This is a genomic window from Legionella sp. PC997 (assembly GCF_014109825.1).
GTDB lineage: Bacteria > Pseudomonadota > Gammaproteobacteria > Legionellales > Legionellaceae > Legionella.
Genome location: NZ_CP059576.1, coordinates 3,298,224 through 3,311,530 on the forward strand (window position 1 = coordinate 3,298,224; position 13,307 = coordinate 3,311,530).

The following is a 13,307-nucleotide window of genomic DNA, read 5'->3' on the forward strand; positions in this document are numbered from 1 at the left end:
GGAGACAGCCATGGCTGATGCACAAGATAACGCTAAGAAAAAAGAAGAAAAATCTCTGCAAAAATTATTTGCTGGCACTAATATTACTGAGGATGAGGAGCAGTATGCCCTCACCCAGAAAGGATTACTCGCCTTTATCGATAATGTTGTTGAAAGTAAGCTTACTGATGAAACAGTAACTCCTGCTTTAGTGGACGACATTATCGCTCGCTTAGATAAACAATTATCTGCCCAAATGGATGAAATACTCCATAACCCTGAATTTCAAAAACTTGAGTCAGCATGGCGCAGCTTAAAGTATTTGGTGGATCGCACAGATTTTCGCGAAAATAGCCTTGTTGAGTTCATCCATGTATCTAAAGACGAGCTTTTTGATGATTTTATTGATGCACCTGAAATTCCAAAATCGGGTTTATATAAACAAGTGTACACAAAAGAATATGGACAATTTGGTGGTAGACCCTATGGTGCAATAATCGGAAACTATTCATTTGGTCCAAGTCATAAAGATGTTACCTTACTCAGAAATATTGCTGCAGTCTGTTCCATGGCCCATACACCTTTTATTGCCGCTGCGGGCCCTGAGTTTTTTAACATCAAATCAATGTCGGAGTTGCCTCATTTAAATGACATTGAAGCCATATTTGAAAGTCCTGTCTATGTTGCCTGGCGTAGCCTACGTGAATCGGAAGATGCGCGTTATGTAGGTCTGGTTTTACCTCGATTTATGTTACGTATGCCTTATGGCAAAGAATCTTATGGTGTCCGTTCGTTTAATTACGAAGAAAATGTTCGCAAAAGTGAAGAATCCTTCTGTTGGGGAAATAGTGCTTTTGCTTTTGCAGGCTGCTTATCTCAGAGTTTTGCTAAATACCGTTGGTGTGTGAATATTATAGGTCCCCAAGGTGGGGGTGCTGTTGAGAATTTACCTTCCTACTTTTTTGAAGCCATGGGTGAAATTCAAACAAAAATCCCAACGGAATTACTCATTTCAGAACGACGGGAATATGAATTGTCCGAACAAGGATTTATTCCCCTCACCATGCGTAAGGGAGCAGATAATGCTGCTTTTTTCTCTGCGAACTCAATTCAAAAAGCCAAACATTTTCCAGATACTCCTGAAGGTAAAACAGCACAAACCAATTATAGTTTAGGGACTCAGTTTCCTTATATGTTTATTATTTGCAGGCTTGCTCATTACTTAAAAGTAATACAACGTGAAAAAATTGGTCTAGCAAAGGAACGTGATGATATAGAACGTGAATTAAATACTTGGATTGGTGCTTATGTTGTTGATATGGACAATCCAGTTCCCGAAGTGAGAGCAAAAAAACCATTGAGACTGGCCAAAGTAAGTGTAGAGGATGTTCCTGGCGAACCTGGATGGTATAAGTGTGTATTAATTGTTCGTCCTCACTTCAAATTCATGGGTGCGTATATAACATTACAATTAACGGGTAGTCTCGATCTTACACAAGGAGAATAAAAGTGGCTTCAAGAGAAAGCGATGGGAATGAAACAGCCATGCTACCTATGCTCCCCAATAGTGAAGTAGCAAGAACCCAGTATAAGTTAATGGCAAAAATAACCACTCAAGCTTCAGGGGTTGTTAAAGGAAGCAGTACTGTAAAAGGATATGAGGGGTGGGTTGCTCTTCTGGACTTTAAACAGCGGATTACTCGAGCATTTGATGCACAAAATCAACTGATTGGTGTTCCCGATTGCCAATATTTTCGCCTTACCGGGTTATGGGATCAAGCAGGTGTGGTTCCTCATACTCAAAGTATTTTTACAGGTGAAAATATAAATACAGCTCTTATCCATTGCTTGCGCTCTAGTGCTTCTGGCGAAGTTGAAGTGGCGGTCGAAATCACCTTAGAAAATGCTAAGGTATTAGAAGTAGACTATGCCTATTCGCATCCAGCAGGACCATTATTCATCGTGGATATGCGTCCCACAGTTTATAAAGTAATGGATAAAAAGAATAACCAGGAATTTGGCTGGGATTTAACTAAATTAATGCGAGTTGGTTAATGAGAGCAGAGCGTTTAACTGAACGAGTACGGCGCTATGCTCGTCAAGGCTCCCTTTTGTCAGCCAAATTGGATTCATCGATATTAATTGAATCGATACGTGACCATCTTGAAAAAATATTATCTACAAGACAAGGTAGCGCATTAATTGACAGAGAATACGGGTTATCTGAATTACCCACTCTAGTTGAGGATTATTCGTTTGCATACCAAGAGGAACTGAGGACTCATTTGGAGAGCACCATTCTTCGCTATGAGCCACGGCTTTCCTCTGTAGAAGTGTCTAAAATCTTAATAGACTCAGGAAAGCAAACCATTACCTGTAATATTTTAGCGCATTTAAATCAATCCTTTGATGGCCTCAAAGTTTATTTTACTACGATTCTAACAAGTAAAGGTCGAGTACTTGTTACGTTGTAACTCAAGGTAGAGACATGATAATCGATTACTACCAGAATGAATTAAACAAAATAAGAAAGCTCGCCAGAGAATATGCCGAGCATTACCCCGCGATTGCTCCTTTGCTCAGAGAACAAAGCACCGATCCCGATGTGGAACGCATCCTGGAAGGGGTCGCTTTTCTTACGAGCCAAGTACGGATGGTAATTGATGAAAAGCTACCTGGAATGGTTGATGATTTAACCCAATTATTTTTCTCTCAATACTCAAAACCTGTACCGAGCACCTCAGTGATCCAGTTTATTCCTAAGGCTAATTTAGGCGAATCGCTTGAAGTGGCTAAAGGTACCGAGTTAGCCTCACTCCCGATAAATGACGTAAAGTGCATCTTTCGCACCACTGTACCTCTCACCGTGGAACCCGTTATAATTACAGATATTAATTTTCAAGACACCATGAGTGGAATAAGTCAGATTGAAATTAATTGTCACCTTTGCGGGATTACCTTAAAAAATTGGCAAGCCTCTTCCCTACGCTTTTTTATTAATCAAAATTGGCATGATGCCAGTAATACCTTTTTTTTACTCCAGCGATATGTGCGTAGAATTACTATTGAAGCACCAGGAGAAGATAAACTGATTTTATCGCCGGATTATTTACAACCTTGTGCATTCGAAAATGAAGAAACTTTATACCCTGCCCCACCAAATATTCACCACCCCCATCGAGTTTTATATGAATATCTTCATCAACCGTATAAATTTTTATTCCTTCGGCTAGTTGGCTTGGAGAATTGGCAAACAAGAACGGATGAGTTCGATTTTAAAATTAATATTGAACTAGAAGAAGTACCCCCATGGGCAGCTAATTTAGATAATTTCCCACTGATCTTGCATGCTGTACCTATAATTAATTTGTTTACTCATCATGCAGAACCTATTGCTTTGGATCATAAACAACCTGATTACCAAATTATCCCTAATAATGATTTTAATGAAAACTACATTGTATATGATGTAAAGAAGGTTACCGGTTATCGCCAACAAGAAAAGCAAAAGATCGCATATGATCACTTATTAAATTTCAATCCGGAGCTCAATCTAAATTATAAGTATATTTATCATCACAGGCCTTCTGTAACGGGACCGGGTCGAAACACCTATATTAGTTTTTTTTATGATTTTGAAAAGGAATTCCCTGTTGATGAAACTTTGTCTATTGAACTCGTATGTAGCAATGGTGCTTTAACCAGGCTCTTAGATAAAGGAGATATTATTTTACCTACGGATAGCTCACCCGAGAATCTAACTTACACAAATCTTATTCCGCCCTCATCGTTCTTAGTCCCAACTTACGATCGCGGTTTAATCTGGAATTTTCAGTCCTTATTAGCGTTAAATTTACTTCAACTCTTAGATAAAAATCACCTGAAGCATATTTTTAATTTATATATCTATGAAAAAGGTGAGAATTATCAACTCAATATGAGCAGGATAAAAGGAATCGAAAATATAATTGTTGATAAAGCACGACGTCTTTACTACGGGGAAATGATCCCAGGATCCCATATTACTTTAATCTGTGATCCTGATTGCTTTAGATGCATTGGAGATATGTATGTATTTGGTTGCATTATGGATGCTTTTTTTGGATCCAACGCGCCATTTAATACATTTACTCTATTACATTTGCAAAACGCGAGAACTAAAGAGGTATGGAAATGGCAACCGAGGTTGAACAACCCGAGCTTAATATCTTAGATAAACTACTTACTGATCCTAAAAGTTTTAATTTTTACCAAGCAATTCGCTTGATCAGTCATCTCTTGGCTTATGAAGCGAAAAATGGACTTAAAGGTACCTTAGAGATCATTCCTTTATTGAGCTTGGCCTTTCCAAAAACGGATATTCATCAAATTCAAAAAAATCAGGAACAGAATCAATTTACCCTAACGGCCACTTTTTTTAGTCTTTATGGGACGACCTCTCCCCTACCTACATTTTATACGGAACAGTTAATCCAAGATGATGATCTGGATTCTAATGAAATGAAATGTTTACTTGATATTTTACATAAGAGGCTTTACAAACTGCTTTTTGAGGCATGGTCAAAAAATAGAATATTCGAACAATTTGCAGAACAAAACGATGAACTCTATAAAAAAGCACTATATGGATTTATTGGATTAGCGGTCAAAGATGTTCGCGAAAAAATACCTGATTACAATTATCTCTTGCGATATGCCAGTCATTGGGTTTCTGATACTAAATCCATTTGGAGTTTACAGAGTTTCTTAAATGATTACTTTAAAGTACCATTCAAAGTTTACTCGTTTTACCGATCCATGCAAGATATCCCTAGAGAACAATATTGTCTGGTGGGGAAAGAAAATCATTGCTTAAGCAAAACTGCATATTTGGGTAGTCAGTTTAAATCAAATAGCAACAGTTTACTCATTTCTATAGGTCCTTTAAAAGCGGATATTTTTCCTACATTCTTAGCAAATACCGAAAATATAAATCGCCTGAAATTACTCCTTCAACTCTATGTGAGAGAACCATTCTCCTATTTTATTGAAGTCATCTTAGATAAGGGTTGCTTCAAACCCATACGATTGACCTGTGAAACCACAAGTATTTTGGGTGTGGTCAGTTGGCTGTCACCACAAAAAGAGATTGACCTGTTTAAGGTACGCTACTGGCTGAAATGAGTACATAATATACAGCTCTGCTCGCATGAATGTCACTTAACATTAGAGCATGTTGGAATCAGAACATTTAACCAGAGTTAGAATTTGAATTTTAGGAGTTGTTAAACGTCGGCTTGACCTCTCATGTGATTTAATGTCCTTGATAGAATTGTAATTTTAGTTTGGATTGAGGCTATAGGTGGGATCTATTGTTTCCCTAAGAGTTCTGATAATATGGGACTATTCAGCTTGTTACTAATTAACGCTCATCTCATGTTAAGGATAATAAAATTAACATCATGCTAAGAATAATATTTTGTATTTTATTTCTAATGCTCGGTGGATGCACGACAGGTGGAAAAGAAAAAGAGCCGCAGTTAGCCAGCAGCTACCAAGATAATGCTATTCTTATTCGAGCAGTAGCCAGTAAGGATTTGAATCAATATGATCATCGAAAACATACTTTAAAGTTTGCTGTAGTTCAGGTTGAAAAAATAGAAGATGTACAAAATCAAATAGTAACTGCAGAAGGCATTAGTCAATTACTCAATGGTGATACTGAAGCCGATAACGTCACGCAAACGAACAAGAAAGTCCATATTCAAACCTTTTTTATCGCGCCGGGGATGACCCAAACCTTTACGCTTGCGCGTTTTGCAGCGGTAAAGAAAATCGTGGTTGTTGCAGGATACTTTAATCTAACCCCTGCGAGTGCTGTACGCGTCTATGAAATCCCAGTATTTAAGAAATGGAGTCCACTGACATTTTGGAAAAAAACAAAAGAGATGGGACGAATTGCCATTTATCTTGAATTTGGGTCACGAGGAATTAACTATACTGAAAGTTCTTCGAAAGCGACAAAAATCACGAAACAGAAAAATCGTGAGTCCTTAAAAAAATATTGGGATAAATAAATATGATTTGGAATACACCAATTGATTGGGAACATGGACTTTTTTTACAGCCACAACATTTCCAATATACTGAACTCAATCAGCATTATATCCACTCTCAATTTTTACGTTATATAACCCCCTTTTTTTGGGGATTTACTGATTTGGTAGTGAATGAAAAATCATTAAAGAGCGGCATTTTTGATGTGGAAAAAATGGCTTTTTTTTTACCCACTGGCGAGTTTGTTGAGATCGATGTTAATGCCAAATTTTTACCTCGTTCCTTTATATCGGATTGGCCCGCGAATACAAACTCATTAAAAGTATATATCGGTGTCAAAGAACTTTCGAAAAACATAGGCAACGTAACTGTTGTAGAGAGTCTAGATAATTTGAGTAACGTGAATACTCGTTTTATTAGTTGGAATGCGGGCGATGAACTTCCTGACTACTATCATCAAGGAGCACAAGCTCATCTTAGATCTTTATTCTATGTAGTCAAATTATTTTGGGAATTCGAAATTGAAAATACCCATAATTACTCGATCATCCAAGTAGCAGAATTGAGAAGAACAACAAAAGATGAAGTGCTCTATGATCCTAATTTTTATCCATCTTGTGTCAGCCTCTTCGCACACCATAATCTCAGTTCATTAATGAATCAGCTTCTAAGTGATTTGGTTAAAACCACAAGTAAGTTAGAAAAATTCAAACAACCTCTTGATTCATATAGCACCCAAGTGGATAAAAGTAACTTCGGACGTTTATTTTCCTTACGCTCCTTATTACGAAATGTTCCGGTTATGGAACATTATCTCAATGCCAAAACAGTTCACCCCTGGCAAGTCTATGGCCTTCTCCAACATATGATTGGTGAACTAAGTTTTTATTCTACTGAAATTAACTTTTTTGAAAGCGGAAGTGGTAACGTGTCGGCAATACCGGTCTATGATCACAGCAATTTGAGTAAAAGTTTTAATCTAATTGTCGCGTTGTTGAATAAGTTATTAATCGCCATTACTGCAGACCCCGATCGTATTCGACGCATGGTTAAAGAAAAAACTCATTATTGGGCCGATTTGGGTCATAACTTCATCCAAAAAAACAGAAATTATTTCTTAGTCATGTATGCACAAAATGATTTAGAAGAAATTGCTGAAATGATACAAGATTTTGGTAAGTTATGTGCTTATTCAGAAATAGAAAATTATATAGATTTTGCTTTACCTGGAGCTCCAATTTCCCGACTTATTTCCGCTCCAGAAGGAGTACCCAAAGGCGCGAATTGTCTTTATTATCATATTGATCATAAATCGGTTATGTGGTCTAAGATCGAAATGGAACAAAAAGTCGCCTTCTATCTTGGTAAAACACCTGTAGACATAGTGATTGACATTGTCGCGGTAGGAGGGTAAATGAATCTGCAAGCCATTTTTTATGATTTATTTAAATACGTGTGGGATTTAAATAAAAATCAGTTCGCGACGGTTAGTTATGATGAATTCAGAGGGAAGGTCACTTCTTTAATCGCTGAAATTAAAATGAAAGAAAGTGAAGTGGATAAGCATAATCTAAATTCCGCTTTATTCGCGGTTTGTGCATGGATTGATGAAGTGGTCCAAAAAACCAGTTGGCCAGGTGTGAGACAGTGGCAAGATAAGTTATTGCAAGCTGAATATTTTAATACAACTAGTGCTGGGGAAGAATTTTTTGTTCGCTTAAGTAAAATTCCAAGCAAACAAGAAGATCTCGTAAGAATTTATTATCGATGTTTGGTTTTGGGATTTGAAGGGGTATATCATAAACCCTTAGATAAACCTGACTTATTAAAATATAAGAATTTTGCATTAGAACAATTAAGTCAGGGATTTGACATGACAAATTATCCCTCTGAATTTGTTGCATTTCCGTTAGCTTATAAGAATGATAATTTACAAATTATCCCTCCAAAATTAGATCAGTATCGAAGCGTTCTTTGGTGGTTGCTACCTATTCCGGTGATTTTAATTATTTATTTCTTTTTTTATTTTGTAATTAATAATACAGTTACTAATTATTTACATTTAATTAAGTAAGCAAGAGAGTCAAATGGGACGATTAGGACATATCATTTTTTGGATCTTGCTTGTGGTTATTTTGGGGGCGTATGCCACCTTTATAACATTTCATCTAGATTATCCAATATGGGTAGGAATACTCATTTTCTTAGCAATGCTATTGGGATTCTTAATACTCGATAGCATCACGTGGGCAATTCGGAGATGGTATAAAAATAGAAAAGCTGAAAAAGCAAAAGAAACCGGCAAAAAAATAGAGACGGAAGGATTACGCTTAACTCTAGAAAATGCCCTGAATTATATAGAGACCAATCATATCGCCGGTGGGGCAAAGCGTTTTTGGCAAATGCCCTGGATTATTTTTTTTGGTAAAACCACAATTCTTCTTTCTAATGGATTGAAACTACATACCCATTTTATGGTTGGCGATGCTGAGGATGAAGCCCTGCAACGAAATCAAGTTTATGTACTCGACCATTTTGCCATATGGTGCGTTGATGCGGAACTACTAGAATCCAACCCATCAAAAAACGTAGAGAAACAATGGCTTGATTTTCTAAAGCACATTAAGAGTCAAAAAAAAGCAATTACCCCTATTGATCAAATTGTTATCGAACTACCAGCCTCCAAGCTTTTAAATGGGGATAAATCTGATATAGCCCACTTAGCTCGAACATTGAAAGATAGAGTGGATCAAGTCAGTCTTATGACGGGTTACCGTCAACAAGTACTTTTTTTGATTACTCAATGCAATGAATTGAGCGGTTTTGATGAATACGTAGCCCTTATGCCTGATAACTTATGGAGTCAGGCCATGGGATATATCGTAACCAATCCACTAAAAGATTCAACTTCTACAGCCCCACTGAAATACATCAGCAATCGTGCAGATGAAGTAATTGATATTGTCTTGTTTGATACTCAAAAGCCCATCGATGTCCCTGTATTCAATTTTCCTTTAAACGTGAAAAAACTTGAAGAAAACTATTCAAGGTTTACAAGTTTATTTTTTGCTTCCTCGCCTTATACCGAACCCGCAGTACTCCATGGGGTTTATTTGCTGGGTGAATATCAGCATAACGGTAAAAATGAGAGTGTTTTTTATTATGATTTTATTGATCAGATTCAGCTCTCTCTCATCCGTCCTATGTCTTTATTAAACTCTGAAATAAAGCAACGTAATAAACGGCGATGGGAATATCTAGGCGTTTGGTATTTTGCAGGTGCTCTTGCTGCGGGTTATCTAATTTATGTCTATAACGCAACCTCAAATCGTTTAGTCGAATTGATCAAACCTTTACCGAAAAAAGAATCGTTCTCGGATCAATTAGAACCCAATTTACTACAATTTGGCGATTATCATGTTTTGATGGGGCAACTTGATCTTTTTAGGAATCAATTGCAAATTAAAATATTGCCTTACCGAGGCGGTTTAAATCGGTTATATACTTTTTACAGCGAGCAATATGTAAAGCATTTTAAACAATATATTTTAGTACTTCTCGATAATCGAATGGAGCAAATGCTTACTCAGGGAGGTCTTACGGACACCCAAAAAGCCTATTTGGTCCAGAATATGGTGAGTCGGATTAATTTAATCCAAGCCAAAATTATTAGTGGTGTAAGCCCGGCAACGCTAATGCAAATGCCTAATCCGCAAATAAAATACTTAGGATACAATCGATTACCGGAACGATTTCTCAATACCTTTGGTCCCTTATACAAAGATTATGTAATTTGGAATCCAAATTCTGAAAAACTGCGTAGCGAGGCTGGTAAATTAACCCTCTGGCTTGATCAATCTCATCTTTTGGCTTCCGATTTGCGTTGGCTTCTTGCTTGGGCAAATACTCAAGATAATGTCTCTGAGCTTGGATTAAACAGCTTCTGGATAGGCTCCAATATTGTCAGGGATTACCTCATAGACCCTGCATATACCAAAGCAGGGTTTGCAGCCATTCAATCGTTACTGATACAAATTAATCATGCTTTACCGCTCTACATGGATATGAGCAGATCAAAAAGTAGCTTTGATCTATGGTATTCCGAAACACGTCTTAATGTATGGAAAAATTTTGCACTTAATTTCTACAAAGGAACTAAAACCCTAGCCTTTCAATATGAATGGGATCAAACCTTCAATGATATGTTGCAAACCACTAGCCCTTATAATGGCTTCTTGCAGGATTTAGCCTCAGAATTCCAAGGTAGCCTTCCCTTTGCGAAGCCTCATTGGATTCAACTCGTTTTGCAATTTTCTGATCTCATGGTGTACAGTCATAGCAGTGAGAAGGGAATAGAATTTAAGCAGCTTTCCAATTTGATTGCAGATTGGATGAAAAAACTCCAAGAAAAGCCTTCTCAATGGAATGGCGATAGTCCGAGTAATGTTTACAACAGACCGCCAAGTGTTGCCAATAAATTAAATTTCAACACCCAGGTGAACGCAGCCAAGTCGTACATGAAATATCGTGATTTATTAAAGCAACTTTATAAAGAACCTTATGTACAAGCAGTGAAAGCGTATACGAATTCCCGAGAGTTGTATTTAAGCCAAATTGAAGTAGACAGACAATCTACATTAGTTATGCAAGCCTATCAGTCTTTAGTTGATATGAGACGCGCGCTTGAACATTTTGACCAACTCGATGCTTCGAATCCTTTTTGGACCCTCATGCGTGGTCCATTGGACTACTACATCGACTACACAAATCGTTTTGCATCGTGCTATATCCAGCAGAAGTGGCTCGATGAGGTGTATCTCCGAACGATTGCTTTAAGTGGCGAAGAATTGAATCAAACTTTATTTGCTAAAGGGGGTCTTGTCTGGATTTTTAACGACAAATATGCACTTCCCTTCATGAAACAAATAGGAAGCCGTTTTCTTCCCAGGTACATTCTGGGACATGAGTTTCCTTTTAAAGAGCAGTATTACCAGTTGTTAACCTTTGGAATGAGAATCAATGAAGATCTGGAAGCATTAGGCCATTTAAAACAAAAACCTGAAGAGCGCTCTCCCGTGAACTTAATGATTTACGCTCAGCCTACAAATCTTGATGTGGATGCTACCGTACTGCCTTATAAGACCATATTGCATGTTGAATGTAAGGACAAAGAATATTCCTTAGAAAATTATAACTATCCCTCACAACAAAAAATTTCTCATTGGCAATTAGAAAGTTGTGGTCCAACTGAGATTACTTTGTTTTTTCCAGGGACTAAATTAGTCATTCCTTATCCAGGAGATGAAGGTTTTTTACACTTCTTAGAGGACTTTGATACTGGAATTAAAGATTTTTATCCGCATAACTTTCCGGAACATGCAAAATTTTTAAAAGCACACAAAATTGATAAAATTCGCGTGAGTTACCACATAAAGGGTGGCCATGACATCATGTGGCAAATTGAAAAATACTTTGCAACCCAAAAAGATTACAAAGTGGCACAACAGAATCTTTCTCATGTCTCTAAGCTTCCAAGGACCATCACGGATTGCTGGGCTCAGGGCGAATACGATGTTTAATATTGACTCAATTAATAAATTAGGAACCCAACCTATTCCTGGGACCAACAGAGCTGGGGAACAATGTTATGAGTTTACTCAATACGCCTTAATTCGCAATGAAGTGCAAAAATTATCGCGAATCGGGCAATCCTCGGATGTGCATTGGCTGAGTATTATTGATAATTCGATTGAGCTACTCACCTATTATACTAAAGACATTCAAATCGCTGCTTATTTGGCTTATGGTTTATTTCATCAATATCAATTTAAAGGACTGGCTGCGGGATTAAATTTTCTTTTAGATTTTATTGTAAATTTCTGGGAGGATGCCTATCCCCAAGGACGAATGAAAGCCAAAATTGAGACGCTAAACTGGTATGCAACTCAATCGCTGAATCATTTAAAACAAGTTAAATTAAGTACGGACGACGAAGAGTTTCTACATCCCATTCTTAACACCTTAAAAAATCTCGAGCGGGAATTACTCACTCGAGGGGTACACATCGATCTTTTTTCAAGTTTACAAAAAAAAATAGAAGCAACCGAGGTAATCACCGTCCACACACCTGTACAAAATAAATCGAGTACAGAATTGCCTAGCTCAAATCTACAGAATCAATCAAGTGTTAATTTAGAACCCGCCCTTATTCTATGTACTCAATTCGCTCGAGAGCTTATGGAGAAGGATCGAGCAAATCCTTATGCTTATTATTTAAATCGTGTTGCAGCCTGGGGTGGAATAACCGGAATACCTGTTAACGACAATGGAGTTACCCTTGTAAAGGCTCCTGAATATTTCAATCAAGAACGGATTAAAAAAGTCCAAGATACCGGAGATTGGGCTGAAATAGTAGCCACAGCAGAAGAAATAATTCCTCAAGAACCTTTTTGGCTGGATTTAAATTTAATAAGTCTTAATGCCTTGCAAAGGTTAGATGGAGTATTTAATGCTGCTTATGAAACTGCGAAACAAGAATTGGCTCATTTTATCCAAAGAATTTCTGGAATTGAAAAATTAAGATTTAACGACAAGACTCCTTTTGTAAGTGACCAATATGTAGGGCAACTTAGTCAGATTATTGCTAAAAAAAGCGCGCAAATTTCGAATAATGAAAAAAATCTATCTGTAATCGAACAAAATCAACTGCGAGAAATAAAAGAGGTAATCGCTCAATTCAACACGAAAAAGCCAGATGTCTCGCGACAACAACTTGAATTGCTCCATAAAGAGTCCATCAGCAACAAAGTAAAATTATTCTCTTATATGGCCCTGTGTGAATCATTACTTGAAGCAAATGAACAATCTATTTTAAAACCCTATTTAAGGTTGATGCTAGAAATAATCGAGCAACATCATTTGACAACTTGGGAACCTGGCTTGGCATTAGAAGCACTTATTTTGACTTATCGCTCTATGAAATTTTTAAAGAATTCTTTTTCGACCCAGGAAATGGATCACGTATTTTACTTAATCACAAAACTGGATCTGAGTGCAGCAAAAGAGCTTGCTCATCTTTGAGAAAACCTTCTTTAAATTTTTTTATCAAACATTTAAAATTCTCTTAATTATTAGCTGATTCATTACTTCCAGTGGATGGTAATGATGGAGGACAGGTAACTTAACAATCTTATCAAAAGCAGTTCGGCGGTTGAGAAAGATTATAAGTTAACTATCCTCTTGGTTCTCGTTGATTAACCCTTCACGTTTTATTCAGGAAATCTACAACCGTT

Annotated in this window: 10 protein-coding genes; all 10 read left to right on the forward strand. The window is 37.1% G+C overall.

Annotated elements, in window-relative coordinates; translation table 11 throughout:
* Nucleotides 1–10 precede the first annotated feature (10 nt).
* The 10 genes from tssC to tssA all read left to right on the forward strand — a co-directional run bounded on the left by tssC (nucleotide 11) and on the right by tssA (nucleotide 13,095).
* Complete coding sequence (tssC, locus tag HBNCFIEN_RS14480; protein ID WP_182391765.1) at nucleotides 11–1,486, forward strand: type VI secretion system contractile sheath large subunit; 1,476 nt, start codon at nucleotides 11–13, stop codon at nucleotides 1,484–1,486.
* Between the two features lie 2 nt (nucleotides 1,487–1,488).
* Nucleotides 1,489–2,034 (forward strand): type VI secretion system tube protein Hcp, encoded by a 546-nt coding sequence (locus HBNCFIEN_RS14485; RefSeq protein WP_182391766.1) that lies wholly within the window; start codon nucleotides 1,489–1,491, stop codon nucleotides 2,032–2,034.
* A complete protein-coding gene (tssE, locus tag HBNCFIEN_RS14490) occupies nucleotides 2,034–2,453 on the forward strand; it encodes a type VI secretion system baseplate subunit TssE (protein WP_182391767.1) in 420 nt (139 codons plus the stop codon). Before HBNCFIEN_RS14485 ends, tssE begins: the two co-directional genes overlap by 1 nt.
* A gap of 14 nt (nucleotides 2,454–2,467) precedes the next feature.
* Complete coding sequence (tssF, locus tag HBNCFIEN_RS14495) at nucleotides 2,468–4,192, forward strand: type VI secretion system baseplate subunit TssF (RefSeq protein ID WP_182391768.1); 1,725 nt, start codon at nucleotides 2,468–2,470, stop codon at nucleotides 4,190–4,192.
* Nucleotides 4,153–5,142, forward strand: coding sequence for a type VI secretion system baseplate subunit TssG (tssG, locus tag HBNCFIEN_RS14500; protein WP_182391769.1), 990 nt, complete (start codon nucleotides 4,153–4,155; stop codon nucleotides 5,140–5,142). Before tssF ends, tssG begins: the two co-directional genes overlap by 40 nt.
* A 278-nt stretch (nucleotides 5,143–5,420) precedes the next feature.
* Nucleotides 5,421–6,035 (forward strand): type VI secretion lipoprotein TssJ, encoded by a 615-nt coding sequence (locus HBNCFIEN_RS14505; RefSeq protein ID WP_182391770.1) that lies wholly within the window; start codon nucleotides 5,421–5,423, stop codon nucleotides 6,033–6,035.
* Between the two features lie 2 nt (nucleotides 6,036–6,037).
* On the forward strand, nucleotides 6,038–7,429 hold the full coding sequence (gene tssK / locus HBNCFIEN_RS14510; RefSeq protein ID WP_182391771.1) for a type VI secretion system baseplate subunit TssK: 1,392 nt from the start codon (nucleotides 6,038–6,040) through the stop codon (nucleotides 7,427–7,429).
* Nucleotides 7,430–8,089: a DotU family type IV/VI secretion system protein gene (locus HBNCFIEN_RS14515; RefSeq protein WP_182391772.1), complete on the forward strand. Its 660-nt coding sequence runs from the start codon at nucleotides 7,430–7,432 to the stop codon at nucleotides 8,087–8,089.
* Between the two features lie 13 nt (nucleotides 8,090–8,102).
* Entirely contained in the window at nucleotides 8,103–11,594 is a 3,492-nt protein-coding gene (locus HBNCFIEN_RS14520) for a type VI secretion protein IcmF/TssM N-terminal domain-containing protein (RefSeq protein ID WP_182391773.1), read from the forward strand.
* On the forward strand, nucleotides 11,587–13,095 hold the full coding sequence (gene tssA, locus HBNCFIEN_RS14525) for a type VI secretion system protein TssA (protein WP_182391774.1): 1,509 nt from the start codon (nucleotides 11,587–11,589) through the stop codon (nucleotides 13,093–13,095). The genes HBNCFIEN_RS14520 and tssA overlap by 8 nt, the downstream gene beginning before the upstream one ends.
* Nucleotides 13,096–13,307: the final 212 nt, after the last annotated feature.

Coding starts and splice junctions, on each gene's coding strand:
- HBNCFIEN_RS14520 (WP_182391773.1), top strand. CDS start 8,103: ATGGGACGATTAGGACATATCATTTTTTGGATCTTGCTTGTGGTTATT.
- tssA (WP_182391774.1), top strand. CDS start 11,587: ATGTTTAATATTGACTCAATTAATAAATTAGGAACCCAACCTATTCCT.
- tssK (WP_182391771.1), top strand. CDS start 6,038: ATGATTTGGAATACACCAATTGATTGGGAACATGGACTTTTTTTACAG.
- tssG (WP_182391769.1), top strand. CDS start 4,153: ATGGCAACCGAGGTTGAACAACCCGAGCTTAATATCTTAGATAAACTA.
- HBNCFIEN_RS14505 (WP_182391770.1), top strand. CDS start 5,421: ATGCTAAGAATAATATTTTGTATTTTATTTCTAATGCTCGGTGGATGC.
- tssE (WP_182391767.1), top strand. CDS start 2,034: ATGAGAGCAGAGCGTTTAACTGAACGAGTACGGCGCTATGCTCGTCAA.
- HBNCFIEN_RS14515 (WP_182391772.1), top strand. CDS start 7,430: ATGAATCTGCAAGCCATTTTTTATGATTTATTTAAATACGTGTGGGAT.
- tssC (WP_182391765.1), top strand. CDS start 11: ATGGCTGATGCACAAGATAACGCTAAGAAAAAAGAAGAAAAATCTCTG.
- tssF (WP_182391768.1), top strand. CDS start 2,468: ATGATAATCGATTACTACCAGAATGAATTAAACAAAATAAGAAAGCTC.